This is a genomic window from Caballeronia pedi (assembly GCF_001544915.2).
Taxonomy (GTDB): domain Bacteria; phylum Pseudomonadota; class Gammaproteobacteria; order Burkholderiales; family Burkholderiaceae; genus Caballeronia; species Caballeronia pedi.
On record NZ_FCOE02000018.1, the window covers coordinates 25,783 to 43,543 of the forward strand.

16 protein-coding genes and 1 tRNA gene are annotated in these 17,761 nt (G+C 62.7%); 1 reads left to right on the forward strand and 16 read right to left on the reverse strand.

Annotated elements, in window-relative coordinates:
* The 14 genes from nuoG to AWB80_RS24390 form a co-directional block, all read right to left on the reverse strand.
* Nucleotides 1–2,340: an NADH-quinone oxidoreductase subunit NuoG gene (gene nuoG / locus AWB80_RS24325; protein WP_061177219.1), complete on the reverse strand. Its 2,340-nt coding sequence runs from the start codon at nt 2,338–2,340 to the stop codon at nt 1–3.
* A 50-nt stretch (nt 2,341–2,390) separates the two neighbouring features.
* The gene (nuoF, locus tag AWB80_RS24330; RefSeq protein WP_061177220.1) at nt 2,391–3,713 is read right to left on the reverse strand and encodes an NADH-quinone oxidoreductase subunit NuoF; all 1,323 of its coding nucleotides are present in this window, start codon (nt 3,711–3,713) and stop codon (nt 2,391–2,393) included.
* Nucleotides 3,710–4,195: an NADH-quinone oxidoreductase subunit NuoE gene (gene nuoE / locus AWB80_RS24335; RefSeq protein ID WP_061177221.1), complete on the reverse strand. Its 486-nt coding sequence runs from the start codon at nt 4,193–4,195 to the stop codon at nt 3,710–3,712. The genes nuoF and nuoE overlap by 4 nt, the downstream gene beginning before the upstream one ends.
* Nucleotides 4,196–4,346: 151 nt before the next feature.
* A complete protein-coding gene (locus tag AWB80_RS24340; RefSeq protein WP_061177222.1) occupies nt 4,347–5,600 on the reverse strand; it encodes an NADH-quinone oxidoreductase subunit D in 1,254 nt (417 codons plus the stop codon).
* Between the two features lie 9 nt (nt 5,601–5,609).
* Nucleotides 5,610–6,212: an NADH-quinone oxidoreductase subunit C gene (locus AWB80_RS24345; protein WP_061177223.1), complete on the reverse strand. Its 603-nt coding sequence runs from the start codon at nt 6,210–6,212 to the stop codon at nt 5,610–5,612.
* A 21-nt stretch (nt 6,213–6,233) separates the two neighbouring features.
* Nucleotides 6,234–6,713, reverse strand: a complete 480-nt coding sequence (locus AWB80_RS24350; RefSeq protein ID WP_006052903.1) for a NuoB/complex I 20 kDa subunit family protein — start codon at nt 6,711–6,713, stop codon at nt 6,234–6,236.
* A gap of 61 nt (nt 6,714–6,774) precedes the next feature.
* On the reverse strand, nt 6,775–7,134 hold the full coding sequence (locus AWB80_RS24355; RefSeq protein ID WP_061177224.1) for an NADH-quinone oxidoreductase subunit A: 360 nt from the start codon (nt 7,132–7,134) through the stop codon (nt 6,775–6,777).
* Between the two features lie 211 nt (nt 7,135–7,345).
* A tRNA-Leu gene (locus AWB80_RS24360) sits at nt 7,346–7,430 on the reverse strand.
* Between the two features lie 127 nt (nt 7,431–7,557).
* Entirely contained in the window at nt 7,558–7,932 is a 375-nt protein-coding gene (secG, locus tag AWB80_RS24365) for a preprotein translocase subunit SecG (RefSeq protein ID WP_061177225.1), read from the reverse strand.
* Nucleotides 7,933–8,020: 88 nt separating this feature from the next.
* Nucleotides 8,021–8,794 carry a triose-phosphate isomerase gene (gene tpiA, locus AWB80_RS24370; protein WP_061177331.1) on the reverse strand — a complete coding sequence of 258 codons (774 nt, stop codon included), beginning with the start codon at nt 8,792–8,794 and terminating at the stop codon, nt 8,021–8,023.
* Between the two features lie 168 nt (nt 8,795–8,962).
* Nucleotides 8,963–9,979, reverse strand: a complete 1,017-nt coding sequence (locus AWB80_RS24375; RefSeq protein WP_061177226.1) for an NAD(P)H-quinone oxidoreductase — start codon at nt 9,977–9,979, stop codon at nt 8,963–8,965.
* Nucleotides 9,980–10,167: 188 nt separating this feature from the next.
* Complete coding sequence (gene pnp / locus AWB80_RS24380; protein WP_061177227.1) at nt 10,168–12,306, reverse strand: polyribonucleotide nucleotidyltransferase; 2,139 nt, start codon at nt 12,304–12,306, stop codon at nt 10,168–10,170.
* 348 nt (nt 12,307–12,654) lie between these two features.
* On the reverse strand, nt 12,655–12,924 hold the full coding sequence (gene rpsO, locus AWB80_RS24385) for a 30S ribosomal protein S15 (RefSeq protein ID WP_061177228.1): 270 nt from the start codon (nt 12,922–12,924) through the stop codon (nt 12,655–12,657).
* Between the two features lie 155 nt (nt 12,925–13,079).
* Nucleotides 13,080–14,369 carry a branched-chain amino acid ABC transporter substrate-binding protein gene (locus tag AWB80_RS24390; RefSeq protein ID WP_061177229.1) on the reverse strand — a complete coding sequence of 430 codons (1,290 nt, stop codon included), beginning with the start codon at nt 14,367–14,369 and terminating at the stop codon, nt 13,080–13,082.
* A gap of 174 nt (nt 14,370–14,543) precedes the next feature.
* Between AWB80_RS24390 and AWB80_RS24395 the strand changes: the two genes are divergently transcribed.
* Nucleotides 14,544–15,059 (forward strand): hypothetical protein, encoded by a 516-nt coding sequence (locus AWB80_RS24395; RefSeq protein ID WP_061177230.1) that lies wholly within the window; start codon nt 14,544–14,546, stop codon nt 15,057–15,059.
* A 75-nt stretch (nt 15,060–15,134) separates the two neighbouring features.
* Here the strand turns inward: AWB80_RS24395 and AWB80_RS24400 are convergent, their stop codons facing one another.
* Nucleotides 15,135–16,679 (reverse strand): 2-isopropylmalate synthase, encoded by a 1,545-nt coding sequence (locus AWB80_RS24400; RefSeq protein ID WP_061177231.1) that lies wholly within the window; start codon nt 16,677–16,679, stop codon nt 15,135–15,137.
* Between the two features lie 362 nt (nt 16,680–17,041).
* Complete coding sequence (locus AWB80_RS24405; RefSeq protein WP_061177232.1) at nt 17,042–17,701, reverse strand: C40 family peptidase; 660 nt, start codon at nt 17,699–17,701, stop codon at nt 17,042–17,044.
* Between the last annotated feature and the right edge of the window lie 60 nt (nt 17,702–17,761).

Genomic DNA, 17,761 nt, shown 5'->3' on the forward strand with positions numbered 1-17,761 from the left:
TTACGCCTTCTCCACTACCAGTTCACCGAACAGGCCGCCGAGCGCGGCGCCAGCCGTCGTGCCCGCCGACACGCGGACCACCGATTCCGCGAGATTCGCATCGCGGACCGCGGGCAGCGTCACCGACAGGTTGCCTTGCTTGATACGCACCGCTTCGCCGTCCTTCAGGCCGAGCTTGTCGAAGAGCGAGGTCGGCAGACCCGCCACGTTCGCATCGCGTGCGGCCGCCGTCAGATGCAGCGACGGCGCGCGGCGCACGAGCGCGTCGGCGTGGTAGATCGGCACGTCGGCGAGACGTTGCAGGCCACTGCCGTTCAGCGCGACGTTCGATGCAGCGCGCTTCGCCGCCACCGTGGTCTTGTTCGACAGACGCGCGCTCAGCTCGCCCGTACCGAGCGCCGCGGCGCGCACTTCTTCAGCCGTGTCGAATTCGAAGCCCGGCAAGCCGAGGATCGTGCCCAGCACGCGCAAAACCTTCCAGCCCGGACGCGTGTCGCCGAGTGCGCGCACGACGCCGTTGAACGACTGTGCCGTGCCTTCCGCGTTGACGAACGTGCCCGACGTTTCCGTGTACGGCGCGATCGGCAGCAGCACGTCCGCGTAGTCCATGCCGTGCTTGAACGGCGACATCACGACGACCATTTCCGCTGCCTTGAGCGCGGCGATGGCTTGCGCCGGATTGGCTGTGTCGAATTCCGGTTCGGCGTTGACGAGCACATAGCCCTTGCGCGGCTGCTCGAACACTTCGCGTGCGTTGAGACCGCCCTCGCCCGGCAATGCATCGACGAGATGCGCGCCGACCGAGTTCGCGCCTTCCGTGAGGAAGCCGAGCGTCGCGCCGGTATTGTCGGCGATCCACTGGGCCGCCGCCTGAATCTGTGCAAAGTCCGGATGCTGAACCGCGACGTTGCCGATCAGCACGACGCGCTTCTCGCCCGCCGACAGCGATGCCGCGACATCCTTGGCCGCAGCCGACACGTCGCGACCCGCGAACGCGTCCGGCAGCGCGACGCCGCGCGCTTCGGCGACCGCCGCCGCGATACCCGCGAGCTGATCGAGCCACGCCGACGGCGCGGCGACCAGGCGATGCGCGGTCGGGATCAGCGAGTCGTCGTTGCTGGCGTTCAGGAACGTGATCTTCGCGCCGCTCTTCGCTGCCTGACGCAGACGCGCGGCGAACAGCGGATGATCGCGGCGCAGGAACGAGCCGATCACGAACGCGGTGTCGATCATCGACAGATCCGCGATCTTCGTGCCGAGCCACGGCGCACCGACGCCCACCGGCGCGGAGAAATCGGTCTGACGCAGACGGAAATCGACGTTCGGCGTGCCGACGCCTTCAGCCAGTTGCTTGAGCAGATGCAGCTCTTCGACCGTGCTGTGCGGCGTGGCGAGCGCGGCGATGGCGTTCGCGCCATGATCCGCCTTGATGCCCTTCAGGCCCTTCGCCACGTATTCGAGCGCGGTCTGCCAGTCGGTTTCGATCCAGTTGCCGCCTTGCTTGAGCATCGGCGTGGTGAGACGCTCGTCGCTGTTCAGGCCTTCGTACGAGAAGCGATCCTTGTCCGAGATCCAGCATTCGTTGATGGCTTCGTTTTCCATCGGCAGAACGCGCATCACGCGATTGTTCTTCACCTGCACGACGAGGTTCGCGCCGACGGAATCGTGCGGGCTCACCGACTTGCGGCGCGACAGTTCCCACGTACGCGCGCTGTAGCGGAACGGCTTGCTCGTCAGTGCGCCGACCGGGCACAGGTCGATCATGTTGCCCGACAGTTCCGAATCCACCGTCTTGCCGACGAACGACGTGATTTCCGAATGCTCGCCGCGGCCCAGCATGCCGAGCTCCATCACGCCGGCGACTTCCTGGCCGAAGCGCACGCAGCGCGTGCAGTGGATGCAGCGCGACATCTCTTCCATCGAAATGAGCGGGCCGACGTTCTTGTGGAACACCACGCGCTTCTCTTCGCTATAGCGCGACTGCGACTTGCCGTAACCGACGGCCAGATCCTGCAACTGGCACTCGCCGCCCTGATCGCAGATCGGGCAATCGAGCGGGTGGTTGATCAGCAGGAATTCCATCACCGACTGCTGCGCCTTCACGGCCTTGTCGGAGGTGGTGCGCACGATCATGCCGGCCGACACGGGCGTCGCGCAGGCGGGAACGGCCTTCGGCATCTTTTCGACTTCAACGAGGCACATCCGGCAGTTCGCCGCGATCGACAGCTTCTTGTGATAGCAAAAGTGAGGGATGTACGTATCGACCTTGTGCGCAGCCTGGATCACCATGCTGCCTTCAGGCACCTCGACCGTCTTGCCGTCAATTTCTAGTTCAACCATGATGGATAGATATCCTCAACCCTCTGTCGCGCAACGGACTGCGCGCCTGATTACGCGGTAAGCGCTTCGGACGCCGCGTGATGCGCGTGTCCGCCGACGAGACAGTGCTTGTGCTCGACGTGATATTCGAATTCGTCCCAGAAGTGCTTGAGCATGCCGCGCACGGGCATCGCCGCCGCATCGCCGAGCGCGCAGATCGTGCGGCCCATGATGTTTTCGGCGACCGAGTTCAGCAGATCCAGATCTTCCTTGCGGCCGAGGCCGTGCTCGATGCGATGCACCACGCGATACAGCCAGCCGGTGCCCTCGCGGCACGGCGTGCACTGGCCGCACGACTCTTCATAGTAGAAGTACGACAGACGCAGCAGCGAGCGCACCATGCAGCGCGTTTCGTTCATCACGATCACCGCGCCGGAGCCCAGCATCGAGCCTGCCTTCGCGATCGAATCGTAGTCCATGTCGGTGGCGAGCATCATGTCGCCCGGCACGACCGGCGCGGACGAGCCACCCGGAATCACCGCCTTGACCGACTTGCCGCGCACGCCGCCCGCCAGTTCCATCAATGTGGAGAACGGCGTGCCGAGCGGGACCTCGTAGTTGCCCGGACGATTGACGTCGCCCGACACGGAGAAGATCTTCGTGCCGCCGTTGTTCGGCTTGCCGAGCTCGAGATAATTCTGCGGGCCGATTTCCAGCAGGAACGGCACCGCCGCGAAGGTCTCGGTGTTGTTGATCGTGGTCGGCTTGCCGTACACGCCGAAGCTCGCCGGGAACGGCGGCTTGAAGCGCGGCTGGCCTTTCTTGCCTTCCAGCGATTCGAGCAGAGCGGTTTCTTCACCGCAGATGTACGCGCCGTAGCCATGATGCGCATACAGCTCGAACGAGAAGCCGGAGCCCAGGATGTTCGCGCCGAGATAGCCGGCCGCGCGCGCTTCTTCGAGCGCCGCTTCGAACACCTTGTAGACTTCGAAAATCTCGCCGTGGATGTAGTTGTAGCCGACGGTGATGCCCATCGCGTACGCGCCGATGGCCATGCCTTCGATCAGCGCGTGCGGATTCCAGCGCAGGATGTCGCGATCCTTGAACGTGCCCGGCTCGCCTTCGTCCGAGTTGCAGACGAGGTATTTCTGCCCCGGGAACTGACGCGGCATGAAGCTCCACTTCAGGCCGGTCGGGAAGCCCGCGCCGCCGCGTCCGCGCAGACCCGACGCCTTGACGTCGGCAATCACCTGCTCGGCCGGAATCTTTTCTTCCAGGATGCGGCGCAGCTGCTTGTAGCCGCCGCGCGCAACGTAGTCTTCGAGATGCCAGTTCTCGCCGTTGAGGCCGGCGAGGATCAGCGGCTTGATGTGACGATCGTGGAGTGACGTCATTTCGAAAGGTCCTCGATCAGCTGGTCGATCTTCTCGCGGCTCATGAAGCTGCACATGCGATGGTTGTTCACGAGCATCACGGGTGCGTCGCCGCACGCGCCGAAGCACTCGCCTTCCTTTAACGTGAACTTGCCGTCCGCGGTGGTCTCACCGAAATCGATTCCAAGCTTCTGCTTGAGATAGTCGGCCGCGCTGTCCGAACCGCCGTCCGGACCGAGCTGGCAAGGCAGGTTCGTGCAGAGCGTGATCTTGTGCTTACCGACCGGCTTCAGCTGGTACATGGTGTAGAACGTCGCGACTTCCTGCACCGCGACCGGCGGCATGCTCAGGTAATCGGCCACGAACTGCATGAGTTCGGGCGAGAGCCAACCATGCTCTTCCTGAGCGACGGCGAGCGCCGCCATCACCGCCGATTGCTTTTGCTCGGCGGGATATTTCGCGACCGCGCGATCGATTTCTTTCAGGCCTTCAGCTGAGATCATTTTCAGACACGACTCTTTCAATTCCTACCGAACGAAAACCTGCCGCGTCCTTCGTATTGCGGCAGACCTGGCGTTCCTGCGGGTTCCTGTTATTGCTTTCGCGTTCCGTGCGCGGCGGCCGATCAGCGCACCGCGCAAGCGGAGAATGAGATCAGCGATCGATCTCGCCGAACACGATGTCTTGCGTACCGATGATCGTCACAGCGTCGGCGATCATGTGGCCTCGCGCCATTTCGTCGAGCGATGCGAGATGCGCATAGCCCGGCGCGCGAATCTTCAGGCGATACGGCTTGTTCGCGCCATCCGAAATCAGGTAGATACCGAACTCGCCCTTCGGATGCTCGACCGCCGCGTACGTTTCGCCTTCCGGCACGTGGAAGCCTTCGGTGAAGAGCTTGAAATGGTGAATCAGCTCTTCCATGTTGCTCTTCATGCCCACGCGCGACGGCGGCGCAACCTTGTGATTATCGACCATCACAGGGCCAGGATTCTTGCGCAGCCAGGCAATGCACTGTTGGGCGATGCGGGTCGACTGGCGCATTTCTTCCACGCGCACCAGATAGCGGTCGTAGCAATCGCCGTTCACGCCGACGGGGATATCGAAGTCGAGCTGATCGTACACTTCGTACGGCTGCTTCTTGCGCAAATCCCATTCGATGCCCGAGCCGCGCAGCATCGCGCCGGACAAGCCCATTTGCAACGCGCGCTCCGGGCTCACGACGCCGATACCCACGAGACGCTGCTTCCAGATGCGGTTATCGGTGAGCAGCGTTTCGTACTCGTCGACACAATGCGGAAAGCGATTGAAGAAGTCCTCGATGAAGTCGAGCAACGAGCCCTGACGGGTTTCGTTCATCCTGTCGAGCGCCTTCGCGTTGCGGATCTTCGACGCCTTGTATTGCGGCATCGCGTCCGGCAGATCGCGATAGACGCCGCCCGGCCGGTAGTACGCCGCATGCATGCGCGCGCCGGACACTGCCTCGTAGACGTCCATCAGATCTTCACGCTCGCGGAACGCGTAGAGGAACACCGCCATCGCGCCGACGTCGAGCGCGTGCGAGCCGATCCACATCAGGTGGTTCAGCACGCGCGTGATTTCGTCGAACAGCACGCGGATGTACTTCGCGCGAACCGGCACGTCGATGCCGAGCAGCTTCTCGATGGCCATCACGTAGCCGTGCTCGTTGACCATCATCGACACGTAGTCGAGACGGTCCATGTACGGCACGGACTGAATGAAGGTCTTGGTTTCGGCCAGCTTTTCGGTCGCGCGATGCAGCAGACCGATGTGCGGGTCGGCGCGCTGGATCACTTCGCCGTCGAGTTCCAGCACGAGGCGCAGCACGCCGTGCGCTGCCGGATGCTGCGGGCCAAAGTTCAGCGTGTAGTTTTTGATCTCTGCCATGACGTTCTCTTAGTGTTTCAGACCGCCATAGCGATCTTCGCGGATCACGCGCGGCGTGATTTCGCGCGGCTCGATCGTCACAGGCTGATACACGACACGCTTCTCTTCCGGGTCGTAGCGCATTTCGACGTAGCCCGAAACCGGGAAGTCCTTGCGGAACGGATGACCGATGAAGCCGTAGTCCGTGAGAATGCGGCGCAAGTCGGGGTGGCCTTCGAACACGATGCCGTAGAGGTCGAACGCTTCGCGCTCGTACCAGTTCGCCGACGTCCAGATGTCCACCACCGAAGGCACGATCGGCACTTCGTCGTCCGGAGCGAATACGCGCACGCGCACGCGCCAGTTGTTCGTGATCGAGAGAAGATGGCTCACGGCCGCGAAACGCGGGCCGTCGTAGGCGCCGTCGCCGTAGGTCGAGTAGTCGACGCCAGCGAGATCCATGAGCTGCTCGAAGCGCAGCGACGGGTCATCGCGCAGCTGCTTGCAGACGTCCAGATAGTTGGCCGCCTTGACGACGACCGTCACCTGACCCAGCGACTCGGTGATGCTCTGGAGACGGCCGCCAAACGCCGTCTCGAGGTTCGCTTTGAGGGTCTCGAGTTTGCTTGCCATAGTTTGGGGAGACTCAGGCCCTTACTGACGGGCGATGGTGTTGGTGCGGCGAATCTTCGCCTGCAACTGGATCACGCCGTAGACCAGGGCTTCGGCGGTCGGGGGACAACCGGGCACGTACACGTCGACCGGCACGATCCGGTCGCAACCACGCACGACGGAATACGAATAGTGATAGTAGCCGCCGCCGTTCGCGCACGAACCCATCGAGATGACCCAGCGGGGCTCGGCCATCTGGTCGTACACCTTACGAAGCGCGGGCGCCATCTTGTTGCACAGCGTCCCGGCGACGATCATGACGTCGGACTGGCGCGGGCTCGGGCGGAACACCACGCCGAAACGGTCCAGATCGTAACGGGCGGCGCCCGCATGCATCATCTCGACCGCGCAGCACGCGAGACCGAACGTCATCGGCCACAGGGAGCCGGTGCGCGTCCAGTTGATGAGCTTGTCAGCCGTGGTGGTGACAAAGCCTTCCTTCAAGACCCCTTCGATACTCATTTGTTTTCCACTCCAGATGAGCAGCCAGCCAAAGCCGCCCATGAATCCGGTGATCTAACTGTCATTCCCAGTCGAGTCCGCCCTTTCTCCAGATGTAGGCGAAACCGAGCAAAAATTCGAGCAGAAAAATCATCATCGCCATGAAGCCGGGCCAGCCGATATCGCGCAGGGACACACCCCACGGAAACAGGAACGCCGTCTCAAGGTCGAAAATGATGAAAAGAATCGCGACGAGATAGTAACGCACATCGAACTTCATACGCGCGTCTTCGAAGGCCTCGAAGCCGCACTCGTAAGGCGCGTTCTTTTCCGTGTCGGGCTTGTTGGGACCGAGAATCTTGCCGATGCTGACCAACGCAATACCTAAACCTAGGCCCACTACAAGAAACAAGAAGACGGGGTAATAGGGTGCGAGGTTCAAGGCTATCCTCTGATCGGTAGATGTGGTCTGTTATTGATTGGGGCCTTCAGCCGGGACGGACCACCCGGCGGGAGAATTCACTTGGGACCGCTCACGATATCAGCACACTGTGACACCCGCTTTGACGATGTCGATGCTGCGAAAACGTAAGGGTACTCCAGAAGTGACAATGCCAGCCGAAGCGATGCAAGCGGCTGGCATTGGATAACTTTGGTGCCGACGGCGAGACTCGAACTCGCACAGCTTTCGCCACTACCCCCTCAAGATAGCGTGTCTACCAATTTCACCACGTCGGCACTGTACTGCAATCCGGGAAAACTACTTCTAAATTGCCGCGAATCGCTTCAAGACTTGAATTATAACTGGGCCCTACGAATTGTTCAACGCACAAAATGCAGATTCTGCGAAAAATTCGTTCTGTCGTTATTTAGGCACGTCGGCGCCCGGCGCGGACGATGCGACCGGCGCGGAAGTCGGTGCCGCAGCCGCCGATGCGCCTGCCGCCGGCGCCGATGCCGGCACAGGACCCGCGCCCAGCACGCCTGCCGAAGTCTGCGGCTTGTAGCTGCCGAAGTAGGTCAGCGTCAGCGTCGTCACGAAAAAAACCGCGGCCAGAACCGCCGTGGTGCGCGACAGAAAGTTGGCCGAACCCGTCGCACCGAAGAGACTTCCCGACGCACCGCTGCCGAACGCCGCGCCCATGTCCGCGCCCTTGCCGTGCTGGAGCAGCACGAGGCCGATAACGCCCAACGCCGACAGCAACTGGACAACGATAATCAATGTCTTCAAATACAGCATTTCAACTCACCCGATTCCTGATAATTCCGTGACACCTTCGTGTCGCACTATGCTCTTTCGCTTGCCCTGCCTGCTTCCCGGCCGCCGCTCAGTGCAGCACGGTTTGCGCTGCCCTGCAGATCGCCAGAAAATCCTTCGACTTCAACGACGCGCCGCCGATCAGCCCGCCGTCGATATCCTTTTGCCCGAACAGCTCTTCCGCATTCTCGGGCTTGACGCTGCCACCGTACAGAAGCGGCACGTTCGCGACTGTTGCGCCCTTCTCCAGCAGCTTGCGGCGCAGGAATGCATGAACGTCCTGCGCCTGGCCCGGACGCGCGGTCTTTCCCGTGCCGATGGCCCAGACCGGTTCGTAGGCGACCACGATGCCCGCCGCCTGTTCTTCCGTCAGCACCTGCAGAACGGCGTCGAGCTGGGTGCCGATGACCTGTTCGGTCGTACCGGCTTCACGCTCGTCGAGCGTCTCGCCGACACAGACGATCGGCGTGAGTCCCGCTTCGATCACGCGCTGCGCTTTCGCCGCAACGATCTCCGGACTTTCGCGATGATACGCGCGTCGCTCCGAATGACCGACGATCGCGTAAGTGACGCCGAAATCCGCCGCCATTTCCGCCGCGACTTCGCCGGTGAATGCCCCGCCCGCATGCGCGGACACGTCCTGGATGCCCCACTGCACGACCGAGCCGCTCAAGAGCGCCTGCGATTGCGCAAGATACGGACACGGCACGCACACGCCTACGCGCACGCCCTTTTGCAAAGCCGATGCGCCTGCGGCGACTTCGGTCAGCAGGGTCGCATTGTCACCGATGCGGCCGTGCATCTTCCAGTTGCCCACCACCAGTTTCGCTCGTTCTCTGGACATATGTCTCGTCAGTCGGCGACGGCTTTCGAGAGCCGCCATGTTATAGAAGTGAAGCCGCTACGAACTGCAAACCGCTTGCAAAACAGATGATTTTACTGTGTTACGACAAAACCGGTCAAACCGTCAAAACCGTGTCGCGACATGAAATACCACGACGTGCGCGAAATATCAGGCATCCTCGCGCCAGTCCAGCACGATCTTGCCGACATGCGTGCTGCTTTCCATGAGCGCGTGCGCGGCGGCGGCGTCGTGCGCCGGGAAAACCTGATGGATCACCGGCTTGATGCGCCCCGCCTCGATTTCCGGCCAGACGCGCTCCTTCAGCTTCGCCGCGAGCTTCGCCTTGAACGCGACGGGACGCGGACGCAAAGTCGACCCGGTGATGACCAGCCGGCGACGCAGCACGTCGTTCAGATTGATCTCCGCCTTGGCGCCGCCGAGCAGCGCGATCACGCAGATGCGTCCGCCGTCCGCCAGCGACTTGAGTTCGCGCTGCAGGTAATCGCCCGCGACCATGTCGAGAATCACGTCCACGCCACGGTCGTTCGTCAGCGACTTCACCACTTCGACGAAATCCTCCGTCTTGTAGTTGATCGCGCGCTCCGCGCCGAGCGCTTCGCACGCGCGGCACTTTTCATCGGTGCCGGCGGTGGCGAACACGCGGAAACCGAGCGCCTTCGCGATCTGAATCGCCGTCACGCCGATGCCGCTCGATCCGCCCTGCACGAGCAGCGTCTCTTCCTCGCCGTTCTCGCCCGCGCCCAGCTGACCACGCTCGAAGACATTGCTCCATACGGTGAAGAACGTCTCCGGCAGCGACGCGGCCTCGATATCCGACAAACCCTTCGGCACCGGCAGACATTGTTCGAGCGGCGCCACCGCGTACTCGGCATAGCCGCCGCCTGCGAGCAGCGCGCACACGCGATCGCCTTTTTTCAGACCGAACGGGTTGTGCCTGGGATCGAAATCGCCATCGACGATTTCACCCGCGACCTCCAGCCCCGGCAAATCCGACGCGCCCGGCGGCGGCGCGTATGCGCCCTTGCGCTGGAAGACGTCTGGCCGGTTCACGCCGGAAGCGGCCACCTTGATCAACACCTCGCACTTGCCCGGCGCAGGCGTCGGACGTTCGCCCAGCTTCAGGACTTCGGGTGCGCCAAACTCGGTGATTTCGATGGCCTTCATATCCTCTCCCTGTGCCGACCGGAGTCGGTGTGCATTCGAACCGGATGGCACTGCGCGCGCTCGGAGTGATCCACGCTCCGCACTGCCATCGAGTCCGATGACGCGTCGGACAACGCATAGCGTCCGAAGCGTCATACATGAAAACGGCCGGCTCGCATCAGCGGGCCGGCCGTTTACACATTACCGCATTACTGCTGCGGGTGCGTGGGTTCCGCCTGTTGCGCGCCTTCGTTCAGAAGCGCCTTCGCCGACAGACGCACACGACCCTTTTCGTCCGTCTGGATGACCTTGACCCGCACGATCTGGCCTTCCTTCAGATAGTCGTTGATGTCCTTCACGCGCTCGTTGACGATCTCGGAGATGTGCAGCAGACCGTCCTTGCCCGGCAGGATGTTCACGATCGCGCCGAAGTCGAGCAGCTTGAGCACCGGACCTTCGTAGACCTGACCCACTTCCACTTCAGCCGTGATGTTCTCGATGCGCTTCTTCGCGTCGGCCATGCCTTCGGCGCTCGTGCTCGCGATCGTCACGACGCCGTCGTCCGAAATGTCGATGGTCGTGCCGGTTTCTTCCGTCAGCGCGCGAATCACCGAACCGCCCTTGCCGATCACGTCGCGGATCTTTTCCGGATTGATCTTGATGGTGATCATGCGCGGCGCGTAGTCCGACAGCTCCGTGTTGGTGGTCGGCACGGCGGCGGTCATCTTGCCGAGGATGTGCATGCGGCCTTCCTTCGCCTGCGCGAGCGCGACCTGCATGATTTCCTTGGTGATGCCCTGGATCTTGATGTCCATCTGCAGCGCGGTCACGCCTTGCGCCGTGCCGGCCACCTTGAAGTCCATGTCGCCGAGGTGATCTTCGTCGCCGAGGATGTCGGTCAGAACCGCGAACTTGTTGCCTTCGAGGATCAGGCCCATCGCGATGCCCGCGACGTGCGCCTTCATCGGCACGCCGGCGTCCATCAGCGCGAGGCAGCCGCCGCAGACCGAAGCCATCGACGACGAACCGTTCGATTCCGTGATTTCCGACACGACGCGGATCGAGTAGCCGAATTCGTCGGCGCTCGGCAGGCACGCGGCGAGCGCGCGCTTCGCCAGACGGCCGTGACCGATTTCACGACGCTTCGGCGAACCGACGCGGCCCGTTTCGCCGGTCGCGAACGGGGGCATGTTGTAGTGGAGCATGAAGCGCTCGCGGTATTCGCCTTCGAGCGCGTCGATGTTCTGCTCATCGCCCTTCGTGCCGAGCGTCGCGACGACCAGCGCCTGCGTTTCGCCGCGCGTGAAGAGCGCCGAGCCGTGCGTACGCGGCAGGACGCCCGTGCGGATTTCGATCGGGCGGACCGTGCGCGTGTCGCGGCCGTCGATGCGCGGCTCGCCGTTCAGGATCTGCGAGCGAACGATCTTCGCTTCGATGTCGAACAGGACGTTGCCGACGGTTGCCTTGTCGGCGGCGACCGAGCCCGATGCCGCGGCTTCCTGCTCGAGGGCTGCGGAGGTCGCTGCGTAGACTTCCTTCAGCTTGGTCGAACGCGCCTGCTTGTTGCGCAACTGGTACGCGGCGAGCAGCTCGGCTTGCGCGAGTTCCGTCACGCGGCCGATCAGCGTTTCGTTCTTCGCCGCCGGCGCCCAGTCCCATTCCGGCTTGCCGCCTTCGCGAACGAGTTCGTGAATCGCGTCGATGGCCGTCTGCATCTGCTCGTGGCCGAACACGACGCCGCCGAGCATCACTTCTTCGCTCAGTTGCTGCGCTTCCGACTCCACCATCAGCACGGCGCGCTCGGTGCCGGCGACGATCAGATCGAGCGCCGATTCCTTCATCTGCGGACGCGTCGGGTTCAGCACGTACTCGTTGTTGATGTAGGCAACGCGCGCGGCGCCGACCGGACCGTTGAACGGCAGGCCCGACACGGCCAGCGCAGCGGATGCGCCGATCAGTGCGGGAATGTCCGCCGGAATATCCGGGTTCAGCGACAGGACGTGGATCACGACCTGCACTTCGTTATAGAAGCCTTCCGGGAAAAGCGGACGCAGCGGGCGGTCGATCAGGCGCGAGATCAGCGTCTCGCCTTCCGACGGACGGCCTTCGCGGCGGAAGAAGCCGCCCGGAATCTTGCCGGCGGCGTAGGTCTTTTCGAGGTAATCGACGGTCAGCGGGAAGAAATCCTGGCCCGGCTTGGCGGTCTTTGCGCCGACGACAGTGGCGAGCACGACGGTGTCTTCGACATCGACGATCACCGCGCCGCTTGCCTGACGAGCGATCTCACCCGTTTCCAGGCGGACATTGTGCTGTCCCCACTTAAATTCTTTGACGATTTTATTGAACATTGTGACTCCTTCTTCGTTGCGCCGCGCCGCTTCATCTGGCGCTGGCTGGGGCGGTCGCGAGCCACGCTTGAGAGGTGTGTTATGCCATTCCAGCGCGGGGCCTGCCCAACGTGCGCGGCACGCGCCGCGATGGAATGACACAAAGCTCTGCCGCGAGGCCGGACCGGGTGTCGAACCGGACAATGCATCCGGGTAAAGCCTATGACCCGCCGAAAACCGACTACGATGGGCCGACCGCCGGGAAATACGATCGGGCACCACTTCACGGCCGGAACGTACAAAAACAAAATGCCTGTATCAGCGGACTGACACAGGCACTTCGTTGGAACGCTGGCCGCTTGGCGCCAATTACTTGCGCAGACCCAGCTTCTCGATCAGCGAGCGATAACGATCCGCATCCTTGCCCTTCAGGTAGTCGAGCAGCTTGCGACGACGGCTCACCATGCGCAGCAGGCCGCGGCGGCTATGGTGATCCTTCGAGTGCGCTTTGAAGTGGACGGTCAGTTCGTTGATGCGGCTCGTGAGCAGTGCGACCTGCACTTCGGGGGAGCCGGTGTCGTTGGCGCCGCGCGCGTATTCAGCGACGATATCGGATTTCTTGACTTCTGCTACGGACATTTGCTTTTCCTTTGATACAGACAGGCGGTCACGGAAGAAAGGCCGTGCCGTGGATTTACCAGTTTCGGATTTCGCTTCGGCCAAACCAAAGACGAAGCGCGAAGTATAGCACAGCGCGCACCGTTGGAGACGCAGTTCCGGCGCGCCGCCGACGCCTAGCGGGCCGGCCGCGTCATCCTGCAGGTCGTCGGCTGAACAGTCTTGTCGGCGGCGACGGCGAGCAGCGTGCGAAAGCCGTAGCCGGAGCCTTCGTTGTCGATACCCACGCCCTTCGTGCCCGCCTTGTCCATCTCCATGACATAAAGGGGCTGGATCACCTGATGATCGTCGGCGCGCATGGTCATCGCGTGGAAACCTTCGCCGTCGAACTTCATGCCTTCCAGCGCGCGCGCCACCGCGAGCGGGTCCGCGCTGCCGGCGCGCGTCATCGCGGCGGCGAGCATCTCGATCATCAGCGGCATGCGCGCCACCAGATAGTCGTCCGCGGCGGCCGGATAACGGGCGCGAAAGGCGCGATAGTACGCGTCGGATGCCGCGCCGCCCGCGTTCGGATGCCAGTCCGCCACCGCGATCACGCGTTTCACGCCCGCATCGCCGAGCGCTGCGGGCGCGCCCAGACTGTTTCCGTAGAACGTATAGAACTTCGTGTCGAGGCCTTGCTCGCGCGCCGCTTTCACGAGCAGCGTGAGATCGTTGCCCCAGTTGCCAGTGATCACGGCGTCCGCCCCGCTCGCACGGATTTTCGCGATATAGGGCGCGAAATCCTTCACCCGGCCGATCGGATGAAACTCGTCGCCCGCGATCGCGACATCCGCCCGCCGCTCCTTCAGCGCGCGCTGCGCCTCGCGGCTCACGTCGTGGCCGAAGCTGTAATCCTGATTCAGCAGATACACCTTCTTCACCGCGCGATCGTCTTTCAGCGCATCGGCGAGCGCGTCCATGCGCATGCCGGCGTGGGCGTCGAAGCGGAAGTGCCAGAAGCTGCACGCGTCGTTGGTGAGCGCGGGATCGTCGGCGGAATAGTTGAGGAACATCACGCGCCGGTCGGGCTCGCGCGCGTTCTGCCTGTCGACCGCCGCGACGAGCGCCGCCGCCACCGCCGAACTGTTCCCCTGCATGATGAAGCCGATCTTCTCGTCGATCGCCGCGCGCAGTTGCACGAGACTCGCCTCGCTGCTGCCACGGCCGTCGAGCACGACGAGTTGCAGCGGATGCACGCCGTCGGCGAGCTTCACGCCGCCCTGCGCGTTCACGCGCTCCACGCCGAAGCGCAGATTGCGCTCGACCATCGCGCCGGCATTCGCGAACGGGCCGGACATGCCCTCGATCAGCGCGAGCTTGATGGGCGGCAGATCGGCCGCATTCGCCGTCAGGGACACTGCCAGACACGCCGATGCCACGGAGCGCAGCCATCGCGTCGCGCGCACGCTGATTCGTTTCTTCATGGGTTTGCGTCGATCCACCGAAAGCGCGGATCATAGGCCGCGGCGCGTTCGCCGCGCAAGTCCGGCATTGCCGACACATCGGCTCGAATGCCGCGACGTCATGGCGAATGTTTTGCCGCGCGCGCGTGTCAAAATCACGGGAAACATCGAACGATCCAGCACGTGGAGGCTACCATGCTGCACTCATTGAACCGTCTGCGCGGCGCGCTCGCGGGCGCGGGCGTCGCGCTGCTGCTCACGGCCTGCGCGCAGCCGTGGCAGAACTATCAGACCGGCGCGGATGCATCGACAATCACGACCCGCCTTGGGCCGCCGCGCGAAGTCTACGATCTGCCCAACGGCGGCAAGCGCCTGATGTGGCCGACACAGCCGCTCGGCGAATTCACCACCGCCGCCGATATCGACGCGTCCGGCCGGATCGTCAGCGTCAGGCAGGTGCTCGATGAAAACGAGTTCTACAAGGCGCAGATCGGTACGTGGACGAGAAAGGACGTGCTCGTGAACTTCGGGCGCCCGGTGGAGACTTCGTACTTTCCGCTGATGAAGCGCGAAGTCTGGACCTATCGCTACATGGAAGCGAACATCTGGTATCTGATGTACAACTTCTATTTCGACGATCAGGGCATTCTGCGCATGACGCAGAAGACACCCGACCCGCTGCACGATCCCGACCGGCGCAATCTGTTCTGACGAGATCCGCGCCGCGCCATGCAAAAAGCCCTCTCGCGAGGGCTGTTGCGTTTCAAACGAAACCGCGTTCGAACATCAAAGCTGCGGATTGAGCTTCTCGACCTTCGAATGCAGCTTGTTCAATGCGGCGATGTAAGCCTTCGCCGATGCCGCGACGATATCCGGATCGGTGCCCACGCCGTTCACGATGCGCCCGCTCTTCGACAGACGCACGGTCACTTCGCCCTGCGCCTGCGTGCCGGTCGTGATCGCGTTCACCGAATACAGCACGAGTTCCGCGCCGCTCGACACCTTCGATTCGATCGCGTGCAGCGTGGCATCGACGGGACCGTTGCCGCCCGCCTCGCCCGTGACTTCGTTGCCTTCCACCGCGAACACGACCTTCGCTTGCGGCTGCTCGCCGGTCTCCGAATGCTGCTTCATCGATACGAAGCGGAAGTGTTCCTTCGCCTGCGCCTCGGCGGATTCCTCGGAGACGATCTGCATGATGTCTTCGTCGAAGATTTCGGCCTTGCGGTCGGCGAGATCCTTGAAGCGCGCGAATGCGGCGTTGACATCGGCTTCGGATTCGAGCGTCACGCCGAGTTCTTCCAGACGCTGCTTGAACGCGTTACGGCCCGACAGCTTGCCGAGCACGATCTTGTTCGCGGCCCAGCCCACGTCTTCCGCGCGCATGATTTCGTAGGTGTCGCGCGCCTTCAGCACGCCGTCCTGATGGATGCCCGACGCGTGCGCGAAGGCATTCGCACCGACCACCGCCTTGTTCGGCTGCACGACGAAGCCGGTGATCTGCGAGACGAGCTTCGACGTGGGCACGATCTGCGTCGTATCGACGCCGACATCGAGCCCGAAGTAGTCCTTGCGCGTCTTCACGGCCATCACGATTTCTTCGAGCGAGGTGTTGCCCGCGCGCTCGCCGAGACCGTTGATGGTGCATTCGACCTGACGCGCGCCGCCGATCTGCACGCCCGCAAGCGAATTCGCGACCGCGAGGCCGAGGTCGTCGTGGCAGTGAACCGACCAGATGGCCTTGTCGGAATTGGGCACGCGCTCGCGCAGCGTCTTGACGAGATTGCCGTAATGTTCCGGAATCCCGTAGCCGACCGTATCCGTGATGTTGATGGTGCGCGCGCCTTCTTCGATGACACCTTCGAGCACGCGGCAGAGGAAATCGATATCCGAGCGGCTGCCGTCTTCCGGCGAGAACTCGACGTCATCGGTGAACTTGCGCGCGAAACGCACCGCGAGGCGCGCCTGCTCGTAGACCTGCTCCGGCGTCATACGCAGCTTCTTTTCCATGTGCAGCGCCGAAGTGGCGATGAACGTGTGGATGCGGAACTGGTTCGCCGGCTTCAGCGCATCGGCGGCGCGCTGGATGTCTTTGTCGTTCGCGCGGGCCAGCGAGCAGACCGTGCTGTCCTTCACGAGCGACGCGATCGTGTTGATCGCGTCGAAATCGCCGTTCGAACTGGCGGCGAAGCCCGCCTCGATCACGTCGACCTTCATGCGCTCCAGTTGCTTCGCGATGCGGATCTTCTCTTCCTTCGTCATCGACGCGCCGGGGGACTGCTCGCCATCGCGCAAGGTCGTGTCGAAAATGATCAACTTGTCTGCTGCCATGCTGGGCTCCTGTGGGGAGATTTATCGATTGTTGGGTGGAAAACGATCAGGCAAAAGGGAATTCGGGTGTTCGCGCCACCGCTGGCGTCGAAAACCTGGCTAGACGAGCAGACGGGAGGCGAGACGAATCAGCGCGGTAGGCGCGCTAGCAGCGATAGTGCGCGTAGCGACGCACCTGCCGGGAACAGCGAGAAGGGGAACGGGGAAAAATTCATTCAAAAACTATAACGGCTTTTAGAGGCGCGTGCAATCAGGGCTTTGGATCGAACCAGGCAACCTCGGCATGTCCCGCGTGCGGCCCGGAAATGCAAAAAGCCTGCGTCCCGAAGGAGGCAGGCTTTTCCTGATGCCAGTCAGAACGATCAGTAACCGCCGATCGACGCGCTCACGCGCTGACGCAGTTCCGAACCATCGCCGACCTGTGCGTTCTCGATACGACGCGCGCCCTGGAAGCGCTTTTCCCAGTAGCCGTCTTCCATGTCGTCGACACGGATCGTGCTGCCGGTCGACGGCGAATGCACGAACTTGTTGTCGCCGATATAGATGCCGACATGCGAGAACGAACGGCGCATCGTGTTGAAGAACACCAGATCGCCCGGCTTGAGGTCGGAGACGGTAACCTTCTCGCCGACACGGCTCATTTCCTCGGCGCGGCGCGGCAAGGTCATGCCGAGCGTGTCCTGAAACACGTAGCGCACGAAGCCGCTGCAATCCAGACCGGAATCCGGCGTGTTGCCGCCCCAGCGGTAGCGCACGCCGATCATGTTCAGCGCGCCGACGACGACGTCGCCCGCCTTGCTGGCTACGCCCGACAGAAACGACTTCGCGCCGCCCGGAGTGCTGGCGGCGTCTGCGCTGGATCCATCAGTGGATTTGCTGGAGGAGAAAATGCCGTTGTTGGCATTTTGGCTGCTACTGTTGACTTCGTCGGCGAACGCGCCGGAAGTGGTTGTCATCAGAAGGCCGATCAACATGCTCGCGGCGGCGCGGGCGCATGTCTGAGTCAACGTTAGTGGCTGCATCGGTCGGTAGGTTTTACAATTAAAAGCTGCTAAATCAGGGAGATACGTGAAAGTTTGGAA